The organism is Caulobacter sp. KR2-114 (assembly GCF_049446115.1).
In the GTDB taxonomy this organism is placed as follows: Bacteria; Pseudomonadota; Alphaproteobacteria; order Caulobacterales; family Caulobacteraceae; genus Acaudatibacter.
Genome location: NZ_JBMSEC010000001.1, coordinates 482515 through 505302, shown reverse-complemented (window position 1 = coordinate 505302; position 22788 = coordinate 482515). Strand labels below are relative to the sequence as shown.

Here is a 22788-nt window from a genome sequence, read left to right as displayed (position 1 = left end):
GATGGCGCACGGCGGCCCGCCTTCGCGATCGCCCGGCGCCGGCGAGCCGGCGCTGTGGGGATTGGTGAGGCTGCTGGCGGTGATGGCGGGGACTGGCGGCGGCTTTGCCCTGGCGCTGGCGGCGATGTTCCACCTGCATGGCCAGCGCCCTCCGCCCGGACTGGACGATGTCGTTCCGCTGGCAGCCTTGGCCCTGGGGGGCGGCGTCGTCGCCCTGTTCGCCTGGAACGGGCCGCTCAGCCACCTTCGCCTGGACGCCCCAGGGCGCCGGCCGTCACGGGCGGATCGCCGGCGCCTGGCCCGCCAGCGCGAGGCCTCTGCCGAGGCCCGCCGGCAGCGGCTCGCCGTCCTGGCCGCGGACCCGGTCCGCGCCCGCTACGTCGCCCTGATCGAGGCCGGTCAGGCCTGGTCGGACGAGCAGATCGCCTACGATCTCGATGCCGCCGCGCGCACCACCTGCCTGCATCTGCGCCCGGTGGAGGACGGCCTGCGGGCCGCCGGCGTTTGGGTGAAGCTGCGCATTCCCCGCTGGGTCGACGCCCAGGCGGTGTGCGACGAGCCCGCCCTGCGGCGGCGCTTCGCCCTGGCCCCGGAGGTGGCTTACGTCGAGGGCTACACCAGCGACCGCGGGTCGGACTGGTGGCCCTACGCCTACCTGCGCTGCGGGGCCTGCGAGTCGCGGATCAACTTCCTGCACCGTGACGAGGCGCGCCACGAGGAGCCGGTGTTCCCCGCTACAGGATGACGTGGGGCGCGAACCGCGCGAGATTGCCGGTGATCAGCCCATCCTCGCGCACGCCCATGCCGGCCGGTGCGCCGTCCACCACCCAGCTGCCGATCACCGGGTAGACGCCGCCGCCCATGTCCGGCAAATCGTAGAGGCCCTGGTAGACCACGGGTCCGTCGCCGTAGGCGCCGTCACTGTCGGCCACGCGGACGTTGCCCTTCACCAGCCTGATGTTGCCGCCCTCGCGCGCCAGGGCGGGCTTGCGCACATAGTCCTCGGCGTGCGGCGCGTCGGCGCTGGCCCAGAGCAGGTTCGGGTGGCGTGGGAAGAGGGTCCAGAGGATCGGCAGGATCGCCTTGTTGCTCCAGATCATCTTCCAGATCGGCTCGATCCACTGGGTCCGCTGTCTGGCCTTGACGACGTTGCGCCCGAACGGGTCGCGGACCATCCATTCCCACGGATAGAGCTTGTAGACCGTGCGCATCTCGCGCCGGGCGAGGTCGAGGAAGCGGCTGCCGTCCCAGCCGATGTCGCGCAGGGCGATGCCGGCCGTGCGCACGCCGGCAGTCTTGGCGGTGTCCATCAGGTAGGCGCAGGTGACGGCGTCCTCGCCGGAGGCGTCGCGCATGTGCGTGAAGTGCACCGGCGCCCCTGCCGGCAGCCGGGGGGCGATCTCGCGCCATCTGGCCACCAAGGCGTCGTGCAGGCTGTTGAACTGGTCGAACCGGGGGAAGCGCTCTTCCTTCCAGGCCCATTGCACCACCGCCGCCTCCACCAGCGACGTGGGCGTGTCGCAGTTGAACTCGAACAGTTTCGGCGGCGAGCGGCCGTCATAGCCCAGGTCGAAGCGCCCGTAGTTCAGGGCCGGCGGCTCGGCGCGCCAGGTTTCCTCGACCAGCGGCGCGCACCAGTCGGGGATGCCGAACCGGCGCCACAGCCGCTTGTCGACCACGTACTGACCGGCTTCCAGGAACAGGCGATAGAGCTCGGCCGTGGCGGCCTCGATCTCCTCGACCTGCGCCAGGGTGAAGGCATAGTAGGCGCTCTCGTTCCAGTAGGGGACGCCGCCGGGCGTGTGCCAGACCAGCCCGACCGCCTCGACCTTCTCGCGCCAGTCGGGACGCGGCGGGATGTCGATCCGCTGCAAGGCGGCCTATTCCCCGCCGCCGCCGCCGAAGCCTCCGCCCTCTCCCGCACCGCCGAAGCCGCCGCGGGCGACGCCGCCGCTCTCTTCGCCGCCGCCGCCACCGCCGCCGCCGCCGCCGCCGCTGAAGTAGCCGCCGTGCGCGCCGCCGCCCCCGCCGCCGTGGCAGGGCTGGGGGTTGCCCTGGGCGTCGTAACAGTCACGCCGGCCGCAGCCGGCCACCACCACGGCCGACACCGCCAGCACCGTGGCCAGGCGTACGCGATCGATACTCATGCTTCCCCCACGGGCCTCGGGCCGGACTCGCCCGATCGCCCAGCAGATAAGCTGCAGGCGTCGGTTGCGGCAAGCCGGCGTTCTCGCCCGGGGTCTGGCCTTTGCCCGGCCTCAGGCGATCGTCAGCCGGTTCTCGACGCTGTCCACGCCGCCGCAGGCCGCGGCGATGCTCTCGGCGCGCGCGCTGTCGGCGCTGGTGGTGACCTCGCCGGTCAGCATCACCGCCCGGTCCTTGCAGGCGACGGCCACGCGCGAGGCGTCCAGCATCCGGTCGTTGGTCAGCTGGCGGCTGACCTCGGCGACGATGCGTTCGTCCTCGTCGATGGTGGCGGCGGGACCCTTGCCGCTGTGGTCGCCCACCGCCTCGTCGCGCTGACGCCGGCGCAGGGCGTCGGGGTTGCCGAACCAGGCGGCGACCTCGTCGCTGGTCCTGGCCCACCAGCTGCGCGGTTCGGTGAACCGGCCGCTGTCGGGGTCCTGCTGCAGGCGCTGCTTGAAGGCGCGGTCTTCGGCCTCTCGGCGTTCCAGCCTGTCCATCGGATCGGTCCTCGCCGCACAGCCTTCCGGCGCGTCGGCGGGCGTGCGGCAGGCCTCGTCCGGCGCCTTCGACCAACGTCGGCGGAAGGCGCCGGTTCCACGGCGACGGTTGCCCCGGTCTGACTGCCCAGTCAGGCCGTCAGCTCAGGCCGTCAGCTCAGGCCGTCAGGCGGGGGCCTTCATCCGCATCTGGCCCATGAAGTCGCGCTTGCCCAGCGGCACGCCCTTGTGCCGCAGGATGTCGTAGGCGGTGGCCGCGTGGAAATAGAAGTTCGGCAGCGAGAACGACAGGATGAAGCCGGAGCCGGTGAACGGCAGCTTGAAGTCGCCGATGGCGAAGGTGACGTCCTTGTCGGCCAGGGCCTCGACCTCGTCTCGGCTCAGCGCCTTGAGCCCGTCGATGGCGCTGGTCACCAGCGCCTGAAGCTCCTCGTAGGTCCCGGGCAGGCCCATGCCCGGCGGGCCGAACGCCCCGGCCTTCACCCCCTCGATGGCGCCCAGCGAATGGTGCTTCACCGACACGATCTGGAAGGCGAACGGCAGCATGTCGCCGCACAGGCGGGTGCCGACGATCTCCTGGGGATCGATGTTGTTGTCGACGCAGTGGTCCAGGCCGCGCTGCAGGAAGCCCTGCACCGCCCCCAGCGTCTGCAGGTAGGACCCCACACTCACGTCATACAGAGAAACCGCCATCGTCCACTCCCGCTTCATTGGGCCCATTGCCCGGGTCTTGATTGGAGACGGACCCTAGCGGTCGGCGGGCTGAGCGCAAGGCCTGTTGGTGCGGCCCAGGCCCGGCGGGTGGGCGACCAGCCCAATCTGGGTTGTCGGAAACCCTGTCGTGGGCTGCGCTTGATGCAGATCAATTCGCCGGATGCGGGGCGGCCTAGGCTGCCTCTTGTCCACCGGCGCTGGCCGTACACCTCCAGCAGGGCCGCCGCCGGGGCGCCTCATCGGATCCCTTGCCGGTGTGGCGCGACCCCCCGTCGTCGCAGGTCAGGCGGCGGCGGCGGGGGGCTCGGGACGCCATCAGCCCTTGCATACCGACTTTTCGAAATGTAACTCGGGAGTGCGGCCCCGCCGGCCGCCCGGCCCGAGATTTTGCGGGACGGCGCCCCCACATTGCTTTCGAGAGATTTCCATGGACGACGCCGCCGCCCCCGCCACAAAGCCCGCCATCGACAAGCAGGCGCTACTCGCCAAGTACCGCGCCGAGCGCGACAAGCGGCTGCGCGCCGACGGCAACGACCAGTACCTGGAACTCAAGGGCGGCCGCTTCGCCCACTATCTGCAGGACCCCTACACCCCGTTCGTGGAGCGGGCGCCGAAGACCGACCACGTCACCTTCGCCTTCGTCGGCGGCGGTTTCGCCGGCCTGGTGACCGGCGCGCGCCTCGCCGAGGCGGGCGTCAAGGACGTGCGCATCATCGAGAAGGGCGGCGACTTCGGCGGCACCTGGTACTGGAACCGCTATCCCGGCGCCCAGTGCGACACCGCCTCGATGATCTACATGCCGCTGCTGGAGGAGACCGGTCACCGGCCGAGCGAGAAATACGCCCACGCCCCGGAAATCCTGGAACAGTGCCAGCGCATCGGCCGCCAGTTCGGCCTCTATGACAACGCCCTGTTCCACACCGAGATCACCGGGCTGGAGTGGGATGAGGCGCAGAGCCGGTGGATCATCTCCACCAACCGCGGCGATCGCTTCACCGCCAGCTTTATCGGCCTGGGGACCGGCCCGCTGCACGTGCCCAAGCTGCCCGGCATCCCCGGCATCGAGGACTTCCAGGGCCACAGCTTCCACACCAGCCGCTGGGACTACGACTATACCGGCGGCGACCCCAAGGGCGCGCTGATGGAGAAGCTCGCCGACAAGCGGGTGGCGATCATCGGCACCGGGGCCACCTCGGTGCAGGCCGTGCCGCACCTGGCCCGCGCCTGCGGCCAGCTGTACGTGTTCCAGCGCACGCCCTCGTCCATCGACGTGCGCGCCAATGCGCCGATCGACCCGGAATGGTTCTCGAGCATCGCCACCCCCGGCTGGCAGCAACGCTGGCTGGAGAACTTCACCCAGAACCAGGCCGGCGGCGGCGCCGACGAGGATCTGGTGATGGACGGCTGGACCGACCTGTCGCGGCGTATCCGCGCCAAGATCGGCGACCTGCCGCCGGAGAAGCGCACGCCGCGCGACATGCTCCTGGCGTTCGAGGACTCCGACTTCGAAAAGATGGAGGAGATCCGCGCGCGGGTGGACGCCATCGTCCAGGACCACGACACCGCCCAGGCGCTGAAGGCCTGGTACCGCCAGCTGTGCAAGCGGCCGTGCTTCCACGATGCCTACCTGCAAGCGTTCAACACCCCGACGGTCAGGCTGATCGACACCGACGGCCAGGGCGTCGAGAAGATCACCGAAAAGGGCGTGGTCGTCGCCGGCCAGGAATACGAGGTCGACTGCATCATCTACGCCTCCGGCTTCGAGGTGGGCACCGAGTACAAGCGCCGCGCCGGCTTCGACGTCACCGGCCGCGATGGGCTCAAGCTCTCCGAGGCCTGGGCCGACGGGATGCGCACCAAGCACGGCACGCACGTGCACGGCTTCCCCAACCTGTTCATCGTCCAGCCGACCCAGGGCGCGAACCTGATCTCCAACGTGCCGCACAACCTGACCGAGGCCGGCCGCACCATCGGCATGATCGTCCGCCACGCCCTGGACCAGGGCGCGCGCCAGGTCGAGGTCACGCAGCAGGCGCAGGACGACTGGGTGTCCCTGCTGCTCACCGGCCCGGGCCGGATGATGATGGGCTCAGCCGACTGCACGCCCGGCTACTACAACAACGAGGGTCAGGATCCTGGCCCGGCCGCCAAGTACAACGTCGGCTATCCGGCCGGCGCGGCGGCCTATTTCAAGTACCTCGACGCCTGGCGCTCGAGCGGGAGCTTCGAAGGACTGGAGTTCCGCTGAGGCGTCCCGGCGAACCGCGGGCGTGAAAGCGGGCGGCGGGGATCAAGCCCTGCCGCCCGCGCCTTGCCCCTGGCTCCCCCCCGCGGTAATCCGCCGGCTCCTTTCAGCAGAGCCTTTTCAATGTCAGACGCCCCGACCCGGCCCGAGCCGGAGAACCTGATCGAGACCCTCGCCCTGGAGCGGATCGAGGTGAACCTGTTCCGGGGCGTCAGCCGCGACCAGCATGGCCGCATCTTCGGCGGCCTGGTGATCGGCCAGGCCCTGATGGCGGCCTACAAGACCGTCGAAAAGGTGCGCTGCCATTCGCTGCACTGCTATTTCCTGCGGCCCGGCGATCCGTCCGTGCCGATCCTGTACGACGTCGACCGCGCCCGCGACGGGCGCAGCTTCACCACCCGCCGGGTCACCGCCATCCAGCACGGCGAGCAGATCTTCAACCTGGCCGCCTCGTTCCAGACGCCGGAGAAGGGCGTCGAGCACCAGGACCGCATGCCCGAGGTTCCGCCGCCGGACCAGCTGCCGGCCGAGCGCGAGCTGCGCCGCAAGATGGTGGAGAAGATGCCCGCGGCCATGCGCGAGGCGATGTCCCGGCCGCGGCCGATCGACATGCGGCCGGTCGATCCCTCCAGCTTCATGCCCGGTGGTCCGCCGGAAAGCGGCGGCCCGAGCTTCCAGGACGTCTGGATGCGCGCCGTGGCGCCGCTGGGCGACGACGAGATCATCAACCAGTGCGTGATCGCCTACGCCTCGGACATGAGCTTCCTGTCCACCGCCATGCGCCCGCACGGCATGGGCTGGCAGACGCCCGGCCTGCAATCGGCCAGCCTGGATCACGCGGTGTGGTTCCACCATCCCAGCCAGTTCAACGCCTGGCACCTGTACCACCAGACCAGCCCGTCGGCCTCGGGCAGCCGCGGCTTCAACCTGGGCCAGATCTTCACCGCCGACGGCGTGCTGGTGGCCTCGACGGCGCAGGAGGGCCTGATGCGCTATCGCCCGCCGGCGGAAGCCTGAGAGCGACGGGGGCGGGCAGGGCGCGCCGATGAACTATCGCCACGCCTTCCACGCCGGCAATTTCGCGGACCTGCTGAAGCACGCCATCGTGCTGGACCTGCTGCGGCGGCTGACCGCCGCGGGCGCGCCGCTGACGGTGGTGGACACCCACGCCGGGGCGGGCGCCTACGACCTGACGGGCGCGCTGGCGCGCAAGACGGGCGAGGCGGAGGCCGGGATCGGGCGGCTGATGGCCGATGCGGCGGCGCCGGCGGTGTTCGGCGCCCTGAAGGCCGCCGTCGCGCGCCTCAACCCCCAGCCGGCGGGGGCGAGCGTGCCGGTGCGGCGCTATCCCGGCTCCCCGCTGCTGATCGCCCAGTCGCTGCGGCCCGGTGACCGCTATCTGGGGTGCGAGCTACGGCCCGACGACGGCGCGGCGCTGCGGGAGAACCTGAAGGGGCGGGCGGGCGCGGAGGCCCGGATGGCGGACGGCTGGGCCACGGCGCCGGCGGAGACCCGCGTCGCCGCCAGGGCCGGACGCCGGGTGCTGGTGCTGATCGACCCGCCGTTCGAGCGCGGCGACGACTATCCGGCGCTGGCGTTGGCGACCCACGCCATCCTGGCGGCCGATCCGGCGGCGGTGGTGGCGATCTGGACGCCGCTCAAGGACCTGGCCACCTTCGACCGGCTGCTGGGCGAGGTGGAGGACGCCGCGCTGGCGGCGGCGGGCGCGGCGGCGCCCGCGGTGCTGGTCAGCGAGGTGCGCCTGAGGCCGCTGGCTGATCCGATGCGCATGAACGGCTGCGCCATGCTGGTGCTCAATCCGCCGGACGGGGTCGAGGCGCAGGCGTCCGCGGCCGCCGCGTGGATCGCCGCCCATTGCGGCGAGGCGGCCGCCCGGGCGGATACGCGCCGGCTCTGAGGGCGCCATGGGGCCCGCGAGACGAATCAGGCGCGCCCTGCGTTGATTCCGCATGTGCGAGCGTGGCGCGCGTGCTATGTTGCGGCGCAGCATCAAGGGCGATGGTCGCTCGCGAAACCGTGAAGGAACAACGACATGGCGTGGTTGAACGAACTGCCCGGCATGGGCGCGGCTGAGGACCGGGCCGCCAAGGCGTTGAGCTTCCCGGTCGGCGCGGCCTCGCCGCTGTGGCTGGCCTTCGGCGCGGCGGCCAGCGCCGGCGTGGCCTTCTGGCTGGCGACCCGCTGGGCGCGGCCGACCAATCTCGAGGCGATGCTGGAGGCGCCGGTCAAGGCGCTGAAGTCCGCCGTCGAGGCGATCCCCGACGCGCCGCCGGTCCCGCAGGCGGCGGCTGAACGCCTCGTGGCGGCGGCGGACCCCACGCCGGTGGTCGAGATCGTTCTCGAGGCGGCCGAAGAGCTCGAGACGGCGACGACCGAGGCGGTGGCCGCGGCGCTGGACGCGCCGGTGGTGGATGCGCCGGTCGAGGAAGCGCCGGTAGCGGCGGCTCCGCCTGTGGAAGCGCCGGTCACCGAAGTCGCGGCCGAGCCCGCAGCGGCGGCCGTGATCCCGGCGGCGCCCGACGATCTGACCCGTATCGCCGGCATCGGCCCGAAGCTGGCGGCCGCCCTGGCCGAGCGCGGCGTCACCCGCTTCGCCGATCTGGCCGCGTGGGGCGAGGCCGAGCTGGCGGAGGTGGACAAGGCGCTGAGCCTGAAGGGGCGGGCGGTGCGCGACGCCTGGGTGGCGCAGGCCAAACGGTTCGCCGACGCCTGATCCGCGCCGCGGCGAACGGTCGCTAAACCACGGCCGTGCTTTGATCTGGCCGGTTGGCGCCCCATCTCAGTGGGCGGGGCGGGCCGGAGTGTGGAATGGCGCAAGCATCGTCGCATATCGCCCATCGCGCCTGGTTGAGCGCCGAGCGCATCAAGATCGCCTCTGACCGGCTGATCGCCATAGGGCCCTTCGGCGTCGGCCTGGACGGCGCCCTGGCGTTCGTGCCGGTCGCCGGCGGGGTCTACAGCCTGGTCGCGGGCCTGTGGCTGCTGGCCGAGGCGGTGCGGGCCGGGGCGCGGCCCTGGACCCTGACGCGCATGGGGGCCTACGTGCTGTTCAACACCGCCAGCGCCGAGATCCCGATCATCGGCCAGACTTTCGACTTCTTCTTCCGCGGCCATCTGATGGCGGCCAACGCCCTGCAGAAGGACATCGCCACCCGGCACGGCGCGCCGCACGAGGCGGCGATCGCCGATGCGCGCCGCCGGCCGTTTGCGCTGCTGTCGCCGGTCGCCGGCGCGCCGCGCCCTTCACCCCAGGGTGCGCCTCAGGCGGACTTCTGACGCCGCGCGGCGACGTATCCGGCCCGCCCGTCGCCCGGGCCCTTGGTGTAGCGGCCAAATTCGCGCGGATGGATGAAGTCCTGCCGGAACCAGGGCCGCTGGCTGGCGTCGAAGGTTCGTTGCAGCCATTCCTTGACCCGCTGCACGCGCCCATGCCGAACCACCGCCGGGTGGTGGCGCAGCCAGAGCGTCGGATGGGCCACCGGCTCGATGTCGAGCATCACCAGATCCGGGTCGACGGAATGGATCGCCGTGGGCAGGCTGCCGAGCCCTGCGCCGGCGCGGATGGCCTCGACCATGGCGGCGCTGGAATTGGTCACCAGGTTGGCGCCGACCAGTTCCCCCATCGCCTCCGCGCGCCGGTTCCACGTCGAACGCTGCTCGCGGAAGGCGGAGTGGCGCACCAGCCGGTGATTGGCGATGTCCGGCAGGCTCTTGGGCGCGCCATAGGTGTTCAGGTAGTCGCGTGACGCATAGAGCGCATAGTGCAGGTGAGCGATCGGCAGCGTCGCCTGGTCGGCGGACGCCAGCTCGACGAACTCCAGGGACAGGTCGACATCGCCCCCAGTCAGGCTGCCCGGATACATGCCGCAGTCGAGGACCAGGTCGATCTCCGGGTTTGCGGCCTGGAAATCGCTCAGCGCCGGCATGAGCACATAGCTGGCCATGCCGTCCGGCGCCGCCAGGATCACGCGACCGGAATAGTTCTTGTCGCTGCCGGCCACCTCGCGGACGATCGAGCCGCCGATCCGCGCCATGCCGGCGGCGAGATCCCGCATCGTCTGGCCGGCCTCGGTGAGCTGGACCCCCCGCGTGGAGCGCCTGAAAAGCTGAGCGCCGAGCCGGATCTCCAGGTCTTCCATGCGCCGGCTGATGGTCGGCTGGGTCATCCCCAGAAGACGTGTTGCGGCATTCAAGCTGCCGGATTCGGCGACGGCCAGGAACACCCGGACATCGTTCCAATCCAGCCGCCGCCAGATGTCCTCTTCTTCGCTCACGGTTTCGCGCATGACGGCTATTCGGCTACGGCACAGGCGCCGGTCGCGATCAGATTACATTACTCGCCGGAAAAGTCAGTGCGATTGAGCAAACGGTCAAAGGGTCGCAGGCTGACATTACAGCGGCTCTCGCCGATCCCTCAGCCGCGTATAGGCGCTCTGTCAAACTCGCCGAAGCGCGGTTTCGAAATCCCGCCTACGCCTTGTCATCTCAGACGAGGGTTCACCATGGCCGGACAACCGACAATCCTTCTGCCGCCGCAGCCGCCCCTGCGCCTTGCAGACATCCTGCGTGTCACGACACCCCATGGCGTCGCCCTGGCGGCGGCGCAGGACCTGCCGGAAGCGCAGGCCCTCGCCGCACGCCTGATGGCGCACAAGGTCGCTGAGCTGGACGTCTACCTGCGTGTCCAGGCCGTGCAGCCCGCGGCGGTGATGATCGCCAAGGAAGAGGGGCGGATCACGGCGGTGACGGCCATGCTGTTCCTGCGCCCGGCCGCCGTCGATCAGTTTGCGCAGGACGCCTTCGAGGCGCTTGATCCCGCCAACGATCTCCTGACGGTCGAGGGGGAGAGCCCCGCGGCGGTCTACTCGTGGGGCGTTGCCGCGGCGACCAAGTCCGGCGGCGCCGCCGTCCTTGGCTCCGGGGTGGCCATCCGTGAGGAGCTCTTTCCGCACATCACCGCCCTGACCCGCGCCGTCACGGGGGCCGGACGGCACGTGGCCCTGACCCGATACGGATACCGCCCGCTGCGGCGCGACGACGACGACCTTCTGGTGGCTGAATTCCCGCCCGCGGTTGCGACGGAGCAGGCCGCGTGAACGCAACCGCCGCCCTCCTCGAGCCGCCGCTGGCGCGCGCTCGTTCCAACAGCCTGGAGATCACCGTCGCGCGCAGTCTCGACGATCTGCTGCAGATGGCGGTGATCCGGGCGGTGGTCTACATGGGCGAGCAGGTCTGCCCGTTCGACGAGGAGTTCGACGGCAACGACTTCAGCGGCGCGACCCACTTCATCGCCCGGCTCAATGGCGAGCCGGTCGGGGTGTTGCGGATGCGCTGGTTCGCCGGCTTCGCCAAGCTGGAGCGCTTCGCCGTCCGATCGCAGAACCGCGGCGGCGAGATCGCGCGCGCCCTGTTCGACGCCGCCTACGCCATGGCCGCGCGCAAGGGCTACGACCGGGTGCTGGGCTACATCCAGGCCAGGCTGCTGCCGTTCATGCGCCGAGTCGGCGGGGTGGTGGAGCGCCCGGGGCGCCCGCGCCTCACCTTTTCCGATCACGAATACATCGAGGTCGAGCGCTGGCTGACCCCTTGCGACGACGCGCTGACCATCGACTCCGATCCGATGGTGATCCTGCGGCCGGAGGGCGCCTGGGACCGGCCCGGCGTGCTCGACCTGTCCACGTCCCGTCCGGCCACCAACCCCCATTGAGCGTCATGTTGCTTTCCACGTTTGAGAGAACCCAGGGGTTCGTGGGCCGCGCCCAGCCCCGACTGGTGTGCCTCGACCTGCAGCGCGAGTACGTCGTGCCGGGTCGTCCGCTCTATTCGGAGGGGGCCGGGAACGCGGCGGAGACCTGCGCGGCCGTCCTGCGGCACGCCCGCGCCCACGGCTGGCGCGTGGTGCACGTGCAGCGGCGCCAGGCCGACGGCCTGTTCGAGCGCAAGGGCTATTTCGGCGCGCCGATCGAGGGGCTGCGGCCGCTGATCAGCGAGCCGGTGTTCGCCCGCAGCGGCTATTCGGCCTTCTGCAATCCGGACTTCGCCGCCGAGATGCGCGACGCCTTCGGCGAGGACGTGTTCCTGATCGGCTTTTCCCTGGACCAGACCTGCCTGGCGACGGCGTTCGCCGCGGCGGACGCGGGGCTGTCGATCACGGTGATCACCGACGCCACCGGCCCGGCCGGGTGTGCGGACACCTGGGCGCAGCGACAGGCCGCCGAGCGGCTGCTGGCGCCCGTGGCGCGTCTGGCGGCGAGCCAGGACGTGCTGGCCGAGACCCAGGAGATCGGCGCTTGAGCGGCGCCAACGACAATGCCGAGGCGATGGACCGCGGCGCCACCCTGGCGGCGCTTCCGGGGCTGCTGGCGCTGGCGCGGCAGGTGGTGGTGGCGACGCTCGACGCGGGCGATCCGGAGACGGAGGCCCTGCGCGCGTTGCTTGAGGAATGTGTGGTGGGGGCCCATCGGATCTGCCTTCGGGAGCAGCTTCGCATGGGCGGGGACGAACGGGTTGGAGGCTGCTGAACGATGAGTGGGGGCGACTGGGAATTCGAGGGGCTCAAGCCGCGGCTGCTGCTGCTGCTGGAGATGTACCGCAACGCGGCCAGCGACGAGGCGCGGGCCAATCTGACGGGGCTGTTCCAGGACGTGTTCCTGGCCACCGCCTGGAACGTGGCGACGGACCTGCTGAACAACGGCTGGCAGCCGACAGCGGCCCCGGCGCGGGCCGGCGCGGGGGTGGAAGACCTGCGCCCCCCGGGCCGTCTGAGGCTGGTCAAGGGCTAGGCGAGCCCGTGGACTAAAGCCGGTCTCAGAAAAACTGCAATCGAGACTGTTGCGAATAGGCTTGCGTCGGCGCGGCCCGGAATTATGTAACCGTCACCGATACGGTTTCATTGTTGCGGGAGATTGTGAAGATGTCGAAGGGCCAAAACGCCAAGGTCGCGGTGGTCTACCACTCCGGCTTCGGCCACACCGAAGTCCTGGCGAAGAAGGTGGCCGAAGGGGTCGCCGACGGCGGCGCCGAGGCGGTGCTGCTGAAGATCGACAGTCCGGTGCAGGACTTCGGGCCGCTGCTGGACGCCGCCAGCGAGGCGGACGCGATCATCTTCGGCGCCCCGACCTACATGGGCGACGTTTCGGCGACCTTCAAAGCCTTTGCCGACGCCTCGTCCAAGGTGTTCGCCACCGGCGGCTGGAAGGACAAGCTGGCCGCCGGGTTCACCAACTCGCACAGCTTCGCCGGCGACAAGGGCCATGCCCTGGAGAGCCTGACCATCCTGGCCGCCCAGCACGGCATGAACTGGATCAACCTCGGCCTCGCGCCGCCGCACGTGACCGCCGCCGAGCGCGGGCCCGACACCATCAACCGGGTCGGCTCGTTCATCGGCCTGGCTGGCCAGTCCGACAACGCCGGCACGGACGTCAGCCCGCCGGCCGGCGACCGCGAGACCGCCCGCCTGCAAGGCGTGCGGGTGGCGCAGGCGGCCCTGCGCTGGAAGCGCGGCGCGGCCGAGGCGAACCTGGCCGAAGCGGCCTGATCCCGCGACGCGGACGCCCGTCGGGCCGGACCCGCCCCCCATCCGGCCTGAAGCCTAACAGGCGTCCCATCGGCGGCGCGGTTCGGGAAGTTCCCGGGCCGCGCCGTTGGCGTGTCTTGGCATCTGTTTCTCTTCCCCCTCTGGGGGAAGTCCCCGCGAAGCGGGGGTAGGGGGTTCCAGCGGAGAACATGCTCTCCCGCGCCGCCGGCGCGCGGCAGCCCCCATCCCGGCCTTCGGCCGTACTTCCCCCAGAGGGGGAAGAGAGATGAATCGCCGATCGCCGGGACGGGGCTATGCTCCCACGAGCAGCGTGCTGCAGGCGCGTGTATGCCGCGTCAGGGCCTGGCGGCGCAGGAAGATCTGCATGGACTCGGTGGTGGGATCGCGGGAAGCCTCCCAGACGCCGTGATCGCCGTACCAGGTGAGGAGAAGCAGGCGGGTCTGGTCCGCCGCGAGGTCCGCCGGGGTGCGGTCGGCGGTGAACAGGCCGAAGATCACCGTCTGGAACTGGCCCTCGAACTTCGGCCAGGCCTCGGCCGACAGGCGCACGAACTCCTCCACGTCGGCGGCGCCGACCGTGAACCAGCGATGCACATAGATGCCGCCGGTCTTCAGGGACGCTCCGTCCGCGGGGCGGGCGGTGGGGGTGAGGCGGTGGCGCTCGACGACGGTGGCCTTGGCGGCGACCACATCGAACACGGCGGACGGCGCGCCGTCGCGGACCAGCACCGCGCCCTCGTTCGCCGCCCAGCCCAGCTGCGGCGTGAACTGTGCGACGAGGCCGCCGGCCGGCCCCGCCGCGGCCAGGGCGTCGGCGAGCCTGCGGTGCGCCGGTCCGGCCCCGTCGAGGCTGAGGAACAGATAGTCGTAGGCCTCGGCCATCCGCGCCGCCTCAGGCCGCCGCGTCGGTCTGGGCGTAGCCCAGGTCCTTGTTGAGCTCCTCCAGGATCGCGGTGGCGGCGTCGGCGACCACCGTGCCCGGCGGGAAGATCAGCCGCGCGCCGGCGTCGCGCAGGGCCTGGAAGTCGGCCGGCGGGATCACGCCGCCGACCACGATCATGATGTCATCGCGCCCCAGCTTCGCCAGTTCGGCCTTCAGCTCCGGGATCAGCGTCAGGTGGCCGGCGGCCAGGGAGCTGGCCCCAACCACGTGCGCGCCCCGGGCCACCGCCTCCTTGGCGGTCTCCGCGGGGGTGGCGAACAGCGGCCCGACGTCCACGGCGAAGCCCAGGTCGTCGAAGCCGGTGGCGATCACCTTCTGGCCGCGGTCGTGACCGTCCTGGCCCATCTTGGCCACCAGGATGGTCGGCGGGCGCCCGTCGCTCTCCTTGAAGGCGGCGATCATTGCCCGGGCGCGGGAGACCTTGGAGGCCGGCCCCACCTCGGCGGCGTAGACGCCGCGCACCACCTGCGGCTTGGCCTCATGCCGGCCGAACACCTTCTCCAGCGCCAGGCTGATCTCGCCCACCGTCGCCTTGGCCCGGGCGGCGCTGACCGACAGCTCCAGCAGGTTGCCGCCGGCGCGGCCGCCGTTTTCCAGCGCCGTCAGCGCCGCGCGAACCTCGGACTCGACGCGCTCCTCGCGCAGGCGCCGCAGCTTGTCGATCTGGGCGGCCAGCACCACGGAGTTGTCGACCTTGAGGATCGGGATGTCCTCCTCGCGGTCGGGCATGAACTTGTTGACGCCGACCACCGTCTGGCGGCCGGAGTCGATGCGGCCCTGGGTGCGGGCGGCGGCCTCCTCGATGCGCAGCTTCGGCACCCCGGCGCCGATCGCCTTGGCCATGCCGCCCAGGCGCTCGACCTCCTCGATGTGCTCCAGCGCCCGGCGGGCGAGGTCGTGGGTCAGGCGCTCGACGTAGTAGCTGCCGCCCCAGGGGTCGATGGTGCGGGTCAGGCCGCTCTCCATCTGCAGGAACAGCTGGGTGTTGCGGCTGATGCGGGCCGAGAAGTCCGTCGGCAGGGCGAGGGCCTCGTCCAGCGAGTTGGTGTGCAGGCTCTGGGTCTGACCGTTGGTGGCCGCCATGGCCTCGATGGTGGTGCGCGCGACGTTGTTGAACACGTCCTGCGCCGCCAGCGACCAGCCGCTGGTCTGGGTGTGGGCGCGCAGCGACAGCGAGCGGGCGTCCTTCGGATCGAAGTGCTGGCGCATCAGCCGCGCCCACAGCAGGCGCGCGGCCCGCTGCTTGGCGACCTCCATGAAGTAGCTCATGCCGGCGCACCAGAAGAACGACAGGCGCGGCGCGAAGGTGTCGACGCTCATGCCGGCGGCCATCCCCGCGCGGACGTATTCCACCCCGTCGGCGAGGGTGTAGGCCAGCTCCAGGTCCAGCGAGGCCCCGGCCTCCTGCATGTGGTAGCCGGAGATCGAGATGGAGTTGAACTTCGGCATCTCCTTGGCCGTGTAGGCGAAGATGTCGGCGATGATCCGCATCGAGGGGTCGGGGGGGTAGATGTAGGTGTTGCGGACCATGAACTCCTTGAGGATGTCGTTCTGGATGGTCCCCGACAGGGCGGCGTGCGGCACGCCCTGTTCCTCGGCGGCGACGATGTAGAGCGCCAGCACCGGCAGCACGGCGCCGTTCATGGTCATCGACACGCTCATCTTGTCCAGCGGGATGCCCGAGAACAGGGTGCGCATGTCGAGGATGGAATCGATCGCCACGCCGGCCATGCCGACGTCGCCCTTCACCCGCGGGTGGTCGGAATCGTAGCCCCGGTGCGTGGCCAGGTCGAAGGCCACCGACAGGCCCATCTGCCCGGCCGCCAGGTTGCGCCGGTAGAAGGCGTTGGAGTCCTCGGCCGTGGAGAAGCCCGCGTACTGGCGGATGGTCCACGGGTTGGTGACGTACATGGTGGGGTAGGGGCCGCGCAGGAACGGCGCCAGGCCAGGGTAGCCGTCCAGGAAGTCCAGACCCTTGACGTCGGCGGGACCGTAGGCCCCGCGCACGGCGACGCCTTCCGGGGTTTCCCAGGGCGTGCCGACGGCCAGGGGCTCGGCGGCGCCGGCGGCGGCGGGGTCGAAGGCGATGCCGGAGAAATCGGGGAAGTTGGGGGAGGCGCTCATGCGGCCAGATCCTCGAACCGGATGGGCGAAAGGGCAGGGCAGTGGCTGTCGGGGCCGGGCAGGCGGGCGTCCGGGCCCGGGACGGGCGAGGGCGTGACGGTCTCGATCTCGACCGGGGCCTCGTCGGGATTGCGGAACTGGGTGACGCCCAGGATCTTCTGGTCGCCGGCGGCGATGCGGGCGGCCAGCGCCTCGCGCGCCGCGGCCGTCTGGTCGGCGATCAGGCCGCTCTCAAGCGCGGCGACGATGCCCCCCGCCGCCTCGATGGCCTGGAAGCGGGTCCAGGCGGCGGCGGCCAGGTCGGTGGTGAGGGCCTCAAGATACCAGGTCCCGGCGGCGGGGTCGTTCACCCGGCCGAGGCCGGCCTCCTCGGCCAGGATCAGCTGGGTGTTGCGCGCCTGGCGTCGGGCGAAGGCGGTCGGCAGGCCCAGGGCGTCGGTGAAGGCGCCCAGCACCACGGCGTCGGCTCCGCCCGCGGCGGCGGCGAAGCCGGCGGCGGTCAGGCGGATCAGGTTGGTCCAGGCGTCGCTGCGGGCGAGCATCCGGCCCGACGAGCGCGCCTCGATGCGGCTGGGACAGTGGCCGCCGCAGGCCGCGGCGATCTGCGCCCAGACCTTCCGCGCGGCCCGCAGCTTGGCGATCGAGGCGAAATAGTCGTGGTCGACGGCCACGGCCAGGGTGATGCGGGCGAAGGCGTCCGGCGCGCCCATGCCGGCGCGGACCAGGGCCTTGGCATAGGCCAGGGCGCTGGCGACGGCGACCGCGAGCTCCTCGGCGTCCGTGGCGCCGGCCTCGTGCGCGGCGATGCCCGAGGCCAGGAACAGGCCGGCCTTGGGATAGGGCGTGGCCAGGCGGGCGGCGAGATTGGCCGCGCCGATCAGGTGGCTCTCGATCGGCCCGGGGCTGACGCCCTGCCGGGCGAAGGCGGACAGTGGGTCCAGGTGGAACTGCAGCGGCGCGGCCGGGGCGGACTTGGCCAGCGATCCCAGCCAGTCGGCCGCCTTGCCGCCCAGGAAGCCGGCGTCGATGGCCACCGGCGCGACCTCCAGCATCACCCCGTCCAGGAGGCGGGCGAGATCGGCCTCGGAGCCGACGGCGACGCCGGCCTCCCCGCGCGGGTCCAGGCTCAGCAGCAGCGAGGCGCCGCCGTTGGCCAGGCCTTCGAGGGCCTCGGCGTTGGCCGCGGCCACGTCGGGATGGCGCACGGGGATGCGGATGTCCCATCCCAGCCCCGAAGGCCGCGGCGTGGCGGCGAGCGGCGCGTCCTCGGCGCGGTACAGCGGCTGCACGGCCAGGCCGTCGGCGGTGCGGCTGGTGAGGCTCTCCAGCGGCGCGCCCTTGATGGTCTTCTCGACCAGCTTTAGCCAGTCCTCGCGCCGGGCGGGCTCGAAGTCCGCGGCAAGGGGGATGACGGTGTCGTCCAAGGCCCTGGGCCTCCCAAATCAAACTGCGCCGGTTTGCATCCGCGCAGGCGCGGAAATCAAGCCGATGGCCCCACAAGCCCATGTGCCGTGGGGGCAGTCGAGCCCTGCCCGGCCGGGGCTTGCCGATGAACCGTCGATGAAACCGGCGTCGCGATCCGGTTCAGGAAGCCGGTCCTATACCTCACATCGTCCCCGGCCAATCGGTGACCCCGGGACTTGAAGACAGGACCAAGACCATGAAGTTCCGCAACATCCTGCTCGCCGCCATGGGCCTGACGATGGCCGCCGGCGCCGTCTCGACCGCCTCGGCCGCCACCCCCTGGCAGGATCATCACCCGCGCCGGGTCGAGGTGAACCATCGCCTGAACAACGAGAACCACCGCATCCGCGTGGAACGCCGCGAGGGTGAGCTGTCGGCCCGCCAGGCGCATCGTCTGCACAAGGCCGACTACCGCATCCGTCTGGAAGAGCGCCGCATGGCCATGCGCCATCACGGTCACCTGACCCGCGCCGAGCAGCATCGCCTGAACCGTCAGGAGAACCGCCTCAGCCACCGGATCGACTAGGCTCCCAGGCTCCCAGGCTCCGGGGGCTCCTCCGGAGCGGCGCCCACAGCGGCGACGGGCGGCGGCCAGGCTTTTCCTCCCCTTGAGGCCTGCGCCGCTGACCGGCCTACAAATCAGCGAGCCGCGCAGCCACCCGCGTTGCGCGGCTCGTCGATTCGGGAACTACTCATACCGCTGGGGAGCAAGAGAGGGAGACGGGCATGGCCGCAGTCATGGAGGCGCGGCGCTGGCCGCGCGTGCTTCAGCCCTTCGCCGCCCGGCCACGTCTGCTGGCCGGCTTCGTCGTCGGGGTGCTGGTCTACGTCATCGCCAGCCACTGGATCGTGCGCGACGTCACCCGGGCGATCATCGCCTGGGACATCGGCGCCCTGACCTTCATCGTCCTGGCGATGAGCTCCATGGTGGACTGCAATCACGAACGCATGAAGCAGCGCGCCCTGGACCATGACGAGGGCAAGCATTTCATCCTGCTGCTGACCCTGTTCGCGGCCGTGGCCTCGGTTGCGGCCCTGGGCGCGGAGCTGGCCACCGCCAAGACCGCGGGCGCGGGGCAGGAGGGGCTGCGGGTGGCCCTGTCGGCAGGCACCATCGCCCTGTCGTGGACCTTCGTGCAGGTGGTGTTCGCGCTGCACTATGCGCACCACTACTACATGGACCATGAGGAATGCGAAGGGCAGCACCGCGAGGGGCTGGAGTTCCCGGGCGACGAGCCGCCGGACTATTGGGACTTCCTGCACTTCGCCGTGATCATCGGCGCCACGGCGCAGACCGCGGACGTCACCATCGTGTCCAAGTCGCTGCGCCGGGTGGCGACGGTGCACAGCATGATCGCGTTCGCCTTCAACACCGCCATCCTGGCCCTGATGATCAACCTGGCGGCCGGGCTTTTCTGAGCGCCGTCGGCAACCATCAGTTTCGCGCAAGGGTTCTGAGGCAACAGGGGAAAACGGCCTCTTAAGGTTGCCGTGGCACTACCTGTCAGAGGTCCCAGCAAGGCGAGTTTGCCCGTGCCTGACGGCGCTCCCAGCGATGATCCGCCGTCCGACGGGGCCGGCGGCCAGCGGCGCAGCCAGCGCCGTCGGGTGTTGCTGTCGGGCAAGCTGGTGCATTCGCCGAGCGAACTGACGGTGGACTGCGCCATCCAGGACATCTCGGCCGCCGGGGCGCGGGTGCGCCTGCCGCCCGACACCCTGCTGGGCGAGCCGATCTTCCTGATCAACATGAGCCACGGGCTGGCCTTCCGCGCGCGCGTCGCCTGGCGCAAAGAGAACCGGGCCGGGCTGGAGTTCACCCGCTATTTCGACCTGCACAAGGCCGACGAGGCGGCGCCCAGGGTGCTGCGCCGGCTGTGGCTGGAACACATCCGCTGAGCGCTGTGGCCCGGGCGGCGCGCGGCGGGGCTCAGAGATCCAGCGAGTAGCCGGCCGAGCGAACCGTGCGGATCGGGTCGTCCTCGTCGGCCTTGGTCAGGGCGCGACGCAGGCGGCCGATGTGCACGTCGACGGTGCGGGTCTCGACATAGACATCCGAGCCCCAGACGGCGTTCAGCAGCTGCTCGCGCGAGAACACCCGGCCGGGGTGCTGCATGAAGTAGTCCAGCAGGCGGAACTCGGTGGGGCCGAGGTGCACTTCCTTGCCGCCGCGGCGCACGCGGTGGGCGACGCGGTCGATCATGATGTCGCCGCAGCGCACCCGGTCCTCGGCCAGGCCCGGCCGGATGCGGCGCAGAACGGCGCGGATGCGGGCGCAGAACTCGGTCATCGAGAACGGCTTGACCACATAGTCGTCGGCGCCGGTGTCGAGGCCGCGGATGCGGTCGGTCTCCTCGCCGCGCGCCGTCAGCATGATGATCGGCAGGTTGCGGGTGTCCGGCCGCTGGCGCAGGCGCCGGCAGACCTCGATGCCCGACACCGTCGGCAGCATCCAGTCCAGCACCACCAGGTCGGGTTGCTTCTCGTCGATGCGGATCAGGGCTTCCTCGCCGTCGCCGCAGACGTCGACGCGATAGCCTTCCTTGTCGAGATTGTACTGAAGCAGGGTGGCGAGGGCGTCCTCGTCTTCCACCACCAGGATATGCGGCGTCACGGAAAGGTCCCTAGTGCTCGGCCTGCTCGAGGGCGTCCCACTTCGGGCGCTGCTCGGTGAGCTCGATGCCGGTGATCTCGTAATAGAGGATCTCGGCGATGTTGGTGGCGTGGTCGCCGATCCGTTCGAGGTTCTTGGCCACGAACAGCAGGTGGGCGCACGAGGTGATCGTCCGCGGGTCGCCCATCATATAGGTGAGCAGTTCGCGGAAGATGGCGTCGTAGTGCTCGTCGACCTCCTTGTCGCGCTCGCGGACCTGCACGGCGCGGTCGAGGTCGCGGGCGGCGAAGGCGTCCAGCACGTCCTTCAGCCGGCCGGCCACCAGCTCGCCCATCCGCTCGATGGAGCGGGTGAGGGGCGACAGCGGCTCGGATTCGGCGATCACCAGGGCGCGCTTGGCGATGTTCTTGGCCAGGTCGCCGCAGCGCTCCAGGTTCATGCTGATCTTCATCGCCGCCACCGTGCGGCGCAGGTCGTCGGCCACCGGCTGGCGGATGGCGATCAGCCGGATCGCCTTGCGCTCGATGTCCGTCTCCAGCTCGTCCAGCTTGGCGTCGCGGCCGATCACGGCCTGCGCCAGGGCCACGTCCCGGCGGGAGATGGCGCGGATCGCGTCGGTGACTTCGGCCTCGGCCAGGCCGCCCATCCGCGACAGTTCCGCGGTGATGGCGTCCAGCTCTTCGTCGTAGGCCCTGACGGTGTGTTCCATGGCGTTCAAGCGTCCGACTCGGGGTCCAGCCTTGGCAGGCTAGGCAGGGTTTGTGACAGGTTGTGCGCTAGCCGAACCGGCCGGTGATGTAGTCCGAAGCCCGCTTGGTCACCGGGTTGGTGAACATGCTGGCGGTCTCGCCGAACTCCACCAGCTCGCCCAGGTACATGAAGCCCGTGTAGTTCGACACGCGGGCGGCCTGGCCGAGGTTATGGGTGACGATGACGATGGTGTAGTCGGCCTTCAGCTGGGTGACGGTCTCTTCCAGCTTGGCGCTGGAGACCGGGTCGAGCGCCGAGGTCGGCTCGTCCAGCAGCAGGATCTCCGGCTTCACGGCGATGCCGCGGGCCATGCACAGGCGCTGCTGCTGGCCGCCCGACAGGCCCAGGCCCGAGGCGTGCAGCTTGTCCTTCACCTCGTCCCACAGGGCCGCGCCCTTCAGGCTCTCCTCGACGCGGATGTCCATGTCGGCCTTGGACAGATTTTCGTACAGGCGCACCCCGAAGGCGACGTTGTCGTAGATCGACATCGGGAACGGCGTCGGCTTCTGGAACACCATGCCGATCTTCGAGCGCAGCATGGGCAGGTTGACGTTGGGGGCCAGGATGTCGATCCCGCCCAGGTCGCCCATGATGATCTTGCCCGTCGCGCGCTGGCCCGGGTACAGGTTGTACATCCGGTTCATCACCCGCAGCAGGGTGGACTTGCCGCAGCCCGAGGGACCGATCAGGGCGGTCACCGCCCGGTCGGCCACCTGCATCGACACGCCTTTCAGGGCGTGGGTCTTGCCGTAGTAGAAGTCGAGATTCTGGATATCGAGCTCGATCTTCCGATCGGTGATCGGCGTGACCGAGACGTCGAAGGCGTCCGGAGCGAGGCTGTTCATGAACGTCGCGGCTCCCCTGAGACGGCGCGGGCGATGATGGTGACGGCGAGCACCGACACGGTGATGAGAAGGGCGGCCACCCAGGCCAGCCGGATCCAGTTGTCCTGGGCGGAGAGGGCGAACTGGTTGATCACGGACGGCAGGTTGGCCATCGCCTTGGTCATGTCCAGGCTGTAGAACTGGTTGTTGAGCGCGGTGAACAGCAGGGGCGCGGTCTCGCCGCTGATGCGGGCGAAGGCCAGCAGGGCGCCGGTGAGCATGCCGCTGCCCGCCCCCCGCCACAGGATCTGCCGGATCACGTGCCAGAGCGGCGCGCCCAGGGCGATGCCGGACTCCCGCAGGCTGATCGGCTGCAGGCGCAGCACCTCTTCCGTCGTGCGGGTGATCACCGGCGAGGCGACGATCGCCAGGGCGATGCCGCCGGCGAAGCCCGAGAAGCCGTGGAACGGCCGCACCAGCAGGTACCAGACGAACATGCCGATCAGGATCGACGGCGTCGACAGCAGCACGTCGTTGAGGAAGCGGACCATCGAGCCGTAACGGCTCTCGCCGGCGAACTCCGCCAGCCAGGTGCCGGCCAGCACGCCGATGGTCACGCAGATGATCATCCCCATCAGGCACAGCATCAGCGAGCCGACGATGGCGTTCAGCAGGCCCCCGCGCGATCCGGGCGCCGGGGTCGACATGGTGAAGACGTCCAGGTTCAACCCGCCGACCCCCTTGACCACCAGCGACCACAGGATGGCCGTCAGGGCGATCAGGGCGATGCCGGTGACGAAGAAGCAGAAGCCGACGAAGAGCCCGTTGCTCAGCTGTCGGGCGGCGATGCGCGCTTGCGAGGCGGCCATGA

Annotated in this window: 27 protein-coding genes; 15 read left to right on the top strand and 12 right to left on the bottom strand. The window is 70.6% G+C overall.

The window, feature by feature from the left end; translation table 11 throughout:
* Window position 1: 1 nt before the first annotated feature.
* Entirely contained in the window at window positions 2–745 is a 744-nt protein-coding gene (locus ACO2Q3_RS02185; protein WP_423304760.1) for a hypothetical protein, read from the top strand.
* Here ACO2Q3_RS02185 and ACO2Q3_RS02180 read toward each other — a convergent pair.
* The 4 genes from ACO2Q3_RS02180 to ACO2Q3_RS02165 all read right to left on the bottom strand — a co-directional run bounded on the left by ACO2Q3_RS02180 (window position 735) and on the right by ACO2Q3_RS02165 (window position 3377).
* On the bottom strand, window positions 735–1874 hold the full coding sequence (locus ACO2Q3_RS02180; protein ID WP_423304759.1) for a glutathionylspermidine synthase family protein: 1140 nt from the start codon (window positions 1872–1874) through the stop codon (window positions 735–737). The two genes, ACO2Q3_RS02185 and ACO2Q3_RS02180, sit on opposite strands and share 11 nt — an antisense overlap.
* A 6-nt stretch (window positions 1875–1880) precedes the next feature.
* Window positions 1881–2147, bottom strand: coding sequence for a hypothetical protein (locus tag ACO2Q3_RS02175; RefSeq protein ID WP_423304758.1), 267 nt, complete (start codon window positions 2145–2147; stop codon window positions 1881–1883).
* A 111-nt stretch (window positions 2148–2258) separates the two neighbouring features.
* A complete protein-coding gene (locus tag ACO2Q3_RS02170; RefSeq protein ID WP_423304756.1) occupies window positions 2259–2684 on the bottom strand; it encodes a BON domain-containing protein in 426 nt (141 codons plus the stop codon).
* A gap of 165 nt (window positions 2685–2849) precedes the next feature.
* Window positions 2850–3377, bottom strand: coding sequence for a DUF1993 domain-containing protein (locus tag ACO2Q3_RS02165; protein ID WP_423304754.1), 528 nt, complete (start codon window positions 3375–3377; stop codon window positions 2850–2852).
* A 448-nt stretch (window positions 3378–3825) separates the two neighbouring features.
* On the opposite strand from ACO2Q3_RS02165, the gene ACO2Q3_RS02160 reads away from it, so the two are divergent.
* The 5 genes from ACO2Q3_RS02160 to ACO2Q3_RS02140 all read left to right on the top strand — a co-directional run bounded on the left by ACO2Q3_RS02160 (window position 3826) and on the right by ACO2Q3_RS02140 (window position 8940).
* The gene (locus ACO2Q3_RS02160; RefSeq protein WP_423304753.1) at window positions 3826–5646 is read left to right on the top strand and encodes a flavin-containing monooxygenase; all 1821 of its coding nucleotides are present in this window, start codon (window positions 3826–3828) and stop codon (window positions 5644–5646) included.
* Between the two features lie 120 nt (window positions 5647–5766).
* On the top strand, window positions 5767–6660 hold the full coding sequence (tesB, locus tag ACO2Q3_RS02155) for an acyl-CoA thioesterase II (protein ID WP_423304751.1): 894 nt from the start codon (window positions 5767–5769) through the stop codon (window positions 6658–6660).
* Window positions 6661–6688: 28 nt separating this feature from the next.
* Entirely contained in the window at window positions 6689–7561 is an 873-nt protein-coding gene (rlmJ, locus tag ACO2Q3_RS02150) for a 23S rRNA (adenine(2030)-N(6))-methyltransferase RlmJ (protein WP_423304750.1), read from the top strand.
* Between the two features lie 135 nt (window positions 7562–7696).
* The gene (locus ACO2Q3_RS02145) at window positions 7697–8377 is read left to right on the top strand and encodes a helix-hairpin-helix domain-containing protein (protein WP_423304749.1); all 681 of its coding nucleotides are present in this window, start codon (window positions 7697–7699) and stop codon (window positions 8375–8377) included.
* A gap of 95 nt (window positions 8378–8472) precedes the next feature.
* Window positions 8473–8940 carry a DUF4112 domain-containing protein gene (locus tag ACO2Q3_RS02140; RefSeq protein WP_423304747.1) on the top strand — a complete coding sequence of 156 codons (468 nt, stop codon included), beginning with the start codon at window positions 8473–8475 and terminating at the stop codon, window positions 8938–8940.
* Here the strand turns inward: ACO2Q3_RS02140 and ACO2Q3_RS02135 are convergent.
* A complete protein-coding gene (locus tag ACO2Q3_RS02135; RefSeq protein ID WP_423304746.1) occupies window positions 8925–9950 on the bottom strand; it encodes a LysR family transcriptional regulator in 1026 nt (341 codons plus the stop codon). The genes ACO2Q3_RS02140 and ACO2Q3_RS02135 overlap by 16 nt on opposite strands.
* Before the next feature lie 216 nt (window positions 9951–10166).
* Between ACO2Q3_RS02135 and ACO2Q3_RS02130 the strand changes: the two genes are divergently transcribed.
* The 6 genes from ACO2Q3_RS02130 to ACO2Q3_RS02105 all read left to right on the top strand — a co-directional run bounded on the left by ACO2Q3_RS02130 (window position 10167) and on the right by ACO2Q3_RS02105 (window position 13201).
* Complete coding sequence (locus ACO2Q3_RS02130) at window positions 10167–10760, top strand: hypothetical protein (RefSeq protein ID WP_423304745.1); 594 nt, start codon at window positions 10167–10169, stop codon at window positions 10758–10760.
* Window positions 10757–11371: a GNAT family N-acetyltransferase gene (locus ACO2Q3_RS02125; RefSeq protein ID WP_423304744.1), complete on the top strand. Its 615-nt coding sequence runs from the start codon at window positions 10757–10759 to the stop codon at window positions 11369–11371. The genes ACO2Q3_RS02130 and ACO2Q3_RS02125 overlap by 4 nt, the downstream gene beginning before the upstream one ends.
* Before the next feature lie 41 nt (window positions 11372–11412).
* Window positions 11413–11958, top strand: a complete 546-nt coding sequence (locus tag ACO2Q3_RS02120; RefSeq protein WP_423304743.1) for an isochorismatase family protein — start codon at window positions 11413–11415, stop codon at window positions 11956–11958.
* Window positions 11955–12185, top strand: coding sequence for a hypothetical protein (locus tag ACO2Q3_RS02115; protein ID WP_423304742.1), 231 nt, complete (start codon window positions 11955–11957; stop codon window positions 12183–12185). Before ACO2Q3_RS02120 ends, ACO2Q3_RS02115 begins: the two co-directional genes overlap by 4 nt.
* Before the next feature lie 3 nt (window positions 12186–12188).
* Window positions 12189–12446, top strand: coding sequence for a hypothetical protein (locus tag ACO2Q3_RS02110; RefSeq protein ID WP_423304741.1), 258 nt, complete (start codon window positions 12189–12191; stop codon window positions 12444–12446).
* 131 nt (window positions 12447–12577) lie between these two features.
* A complete protein-coding gene (locus ACO2Q3_RS02105) occupies window positions 12578–13201 on the top strand; it encodes a flavodoxin family protein (protein WP_423304739.1) in 624 nt (207 codons plus the stop codon).
* Between the two features lie 291 nt (window positions 13202–13492).
* Here the strand turns inward: ACO2Q3_RS02105 and ACO2Q3_RS02100 are convergent, their stop codons facing one another.
* The 3 genes from ACO2Q3_RS02100 to ACO2Q3_RS02090 are packed head-to-tail and all read right to left on the bottom strand — an operon-like array spanning window position 13493 to window position 17692.
* Window positions 13493–14083 (bottom strand): hypothetical protein, encoded by a 591-nt coding sequence (locus ACO2Q3_RS02100; RefSeq protein WP_423304738.1) that lies wholly within the window; start codon window positions 14081–14083, stop codon window positions 13493–13495.
* 10 nt (window positions 14084–14093) lie between these two features.
* On the bottom strand, window positions 14094–16268 hold the full coding sequence (gene scpA, locus ACO2Q3_RS02095) for a methylmalonyl-CoA mutase (RefSeq protein ID WP_423304737.1): 2175 nt from the start codon (window positions 16266–16268) through the stop codon (window positions 14094–14096).
* Window positions 16265–17692 carry a methylmalonyl-CoA mutase family protein gene (locus tag ACO2Q3_RS02090; protein ID WP_423304735.1) on the bottom strand — a complete coding sequence of 476 codons (1428 nt, stop codon included), beginning with the start codon at window positions 17690–17692 and terminating at the stop codon, window positions 16265–16267. Before ACO2Q3_RS02090 ends, scpA begins: the two co-directional genes overlap by 4 nt.
* Window positions 17693–17928: 236 nt before the next feature.
* Here ACO2Q3_RS02090 and ACO2Q3_RS02085 point away from each other — a divergent pair, with 236 nt between their 5' ends.
* From ACO2Q3_RS02085 to ACO2Q3_RS02075, 3 genes are all read left to right on the top strand, one after another.
* Window positions 17929–18258, top strand: coding sequence for a hypothetical protein (locus ACO2Q3_RS02085; protein ID WP_423304734.1), 330 nt, complete (start codon window positions 17929–17931; stop codon window positions 18256–18258).
* 200 nt (window positions 18259–18458) lie between these two features.
* On the top strand, window positions 18459–19151 hold the full coding sequence (locus ACO2Q3_RS02080; protein WP_423304733.1) for a DUF1345 domain-containing protein: 693 nt from the start codon (window positions 18459–18461) through the stop codon (window positions 19149–19151).
* Window positions 19152–19265: 114 nt separating this feature from the next.
* Window positions 19266–19628: a PilZ domain-containing protein gene (locus tag ACO2Q3_RS02075; RefSeq protein ID WP_423304732.1), complete on the top strand. Its 363-nt coding sequence runs from the start codon at window positions 19266–19268 to the stop codon at window positions 19626–19628.
* A gap of 31 nt (window positions 19629–19659) precedes the next feature.
* Here the strand turns inward: ACO2Q3_RS02075 and phoB are convergent, their stop codons facing one another.
* The 4 genes from phoB to pstA all read right to left on the bottom strand — a co-directional run bounded on the left by phoB (window position 19660) and on the right by pstA (window position 22786).
* Window positions 19660–20343: a phosphate regulon transcriptional regulator PhoB gene (gene phoB, locus ACO2Q3_RS02070; protein ID WP_423304731.1), complete on the bottom strand. Its 684-nt coding sequence runs from the start codon at window positions 20341–20343 to the stop codon at window positions 19660–19662.
* A 10-nt stretch (window positions 20344–20353) separates the two neighbouring features.
* Window positions 20354–21052 (bottom strand): phosphate signaling complex protein PhoU, encoded by a 699-nt coding sequence (gene phoU, locus ACO2Q3_RS02065; protein ID WP_423304730.1) that lies wholly within the window; start codon window positions 21050–21052, stop codon window positions 20354–20356.
* 67 nt (window positions 21053–21119) lie between these two features.
* Window positions 21120–21938 carry a phosphate ABC transporter ATP-binding protein PstB gene (gene pstB / locus ACO2Q3_RS02060; protein ID WP_423304729.1) on the bottom strand — a complete coding sequence of 273 codons (819 nt, stop codon included), beginning with the start codon at window positions 21936–21938 and terminating at the stop codon, window positions 21120–21122.
* Window positions 21935–22786 (bottom strand): phosphate ABC transporter permease PstA, encoded by an 852-nt coding sequence (pstA, locus tag ACO2Q3_RS02055; protein ID WP_423304728.1) that lies wholly within the window; start codon window positions 22784–22786, stop codon window positions 21935–21937. Before pstA ends, pstB begins: the two co-directional genes overlap by 4 nt.
* Window positions 22787–22788 lie beyond the last annotated feature (2 nt).

What these genes read in the sequence shown, in the direction of transcription:
- ACO2Q3_RS02185 (WP_423304760.1), top strand. Translation starts at nt 2, where the DNA reads ATGGCGCACGGCGGCCCGCCTTCGCGATCGCCCGGCGCCGGCGAGCCG.
- ACO2Q3_RS02175 (WP_423304758.1), bottom strand. Translation starts at nt 2,147, where the DNA reads ATGAGTATCGATCGCGTACGCCTGGCCACGGTGCTGGCGGTGTCGGCC.
- ACO2Q3_RS02170 (WP_423304756.1), bottom strand. Translation starts at nt 2,684, where the DNA reads ATGGACAGGCTGGAACGCCGAGAGGCCGAAGACCGCGCCTTCAAGCAG.
- ACO2Q3_RS02165 (WP_423304754.1), bottom strand. Translation starts at nt 3,377, where the DNA reads ATGGCGGTTTCTCTGTATGACGTGAGTGTGGGGTCCTACCTGCAGACG.
- ACO2Q3_RS02160 (WP_423304753.1), top strand. Translation starts at nt 3,826, where the DNA reads ATGGACGACGCCGCCGCCCCCGCCACAAAGCCCGCCATCGACAAGCAG.
- tesB (WP_423304751.1), top strand. Translation starts at nt 5,767, where the DNA reads ATGTCAGACGCCCCGACCCGGCCCGAGCCGGAGAACCTGATCGAGACC.
- rlmJ (WP_423304750.1), top strand. Translation starts at nt 6,689, where the DNA reads ATGAACTATCGCCACGCCTTCCACGCCGGCAATTTCGCGGACCTGCTG.
- ACO2Q3_RS02145 (WP_423304749.1), top strand. Translation starts at nt 7,697, where the DNA reads ATGGCGTGGTTGAACGAACTGCCCGGCATGGGCGCGGCTGAGGACCGG.
- ACO2Q3_RS02140 (WP_423304747.1), top strand. Translation starts at nt 8,473, where the DNA reads ATGGCGCAAGCATCGTCGCATATCGCCCATCGCGCCTGGTTGAGCGCC.
- ACO2Q3_RS02135 (WP_423304746.1), bottom strand. Translation starts at nt 9,950, where the DNA reads ATGCGCGAAACCGTGAGCGAAGAAGAGGACATCTGGCGGCGGCTGGAT.
- ACO2Q3_RS02130 (WP_423304745.1), top strand. Translation starts at nt 10,167, where the DNA reads ATGGCCGGACAACCGACAATCCTTCTGCCGCCGCAGCCGCCCCTGCGC.
- ACO2Q3_RS02110 (WP_423304741.1), top strand. Translation starts at nt 12,189, where the DNA reads ATGAGTGGGGGCGACTGGGAATTCGAGGGGCTCAAGCCGCGGCTGCTG.
- ACO2Q3_RS02105 (WP_423304739.1), top strand. Translation starts at nt 12,578, where the DNA reads ATGTCGAAGGGCCAAAACGCCAAGGTCGCGGTGGTCTACCACTCCGGC.
- ACO2Q3_RS02100 (WP_423304738.1), bottom strand. Translation starts at nt 14,083, where the DNA reads ATGGCCGAGGCCTACGACTATCTGTTCCTCAGCCTCGACGGGGCCGGA.
- scpA (WP_423304737.1), bottom strand. Translation starts at nt 16,268, where the DNA reads ATGAGCGCCTCCCCCAACTTCCCCGATTTCTCCGGCATCGCCTTCGAC.
- ACO2Q3_RS02085 (WP_423304734.1), top strand. Translation starts at nt 17,929, where the DNA reads ATGAAGTTCCGCAACATCCTGCTCGCCGCCATGGGCCTGACGATGGCC.
- ACO2Q3_RS02080 (WP_423304733.1), top strand. Translation starts at nt 18,459, where the DNA reads ATGGCCGCAGTCATGGAGGCGCGGCGCTGGCCGCGCGTGCTTCAGCCC.
- phoU (WP_423304730.1), bottom strand. Translation starts at nt 21,052, where the DNA reads ATGGAACACACCGTCAGGGCCTACGACGAAGAGCTGGACGCCATCACC.
- pstB (WP_423304729.1), bottom strand. Translation starts at nt 21,938, where the DNA reads ATGAACAGCCTCGCTCCGGACGCCTTCGACGTCTCGGTCACGCCGATC.
- pstA (WP_423304728.1), bottom strand. Translation starts at nt 22,786, where the DNA reads ATGGCCGCCTCGCAAGCGCGCATCGCCGCCCGACAGCTGAGCAACGGG.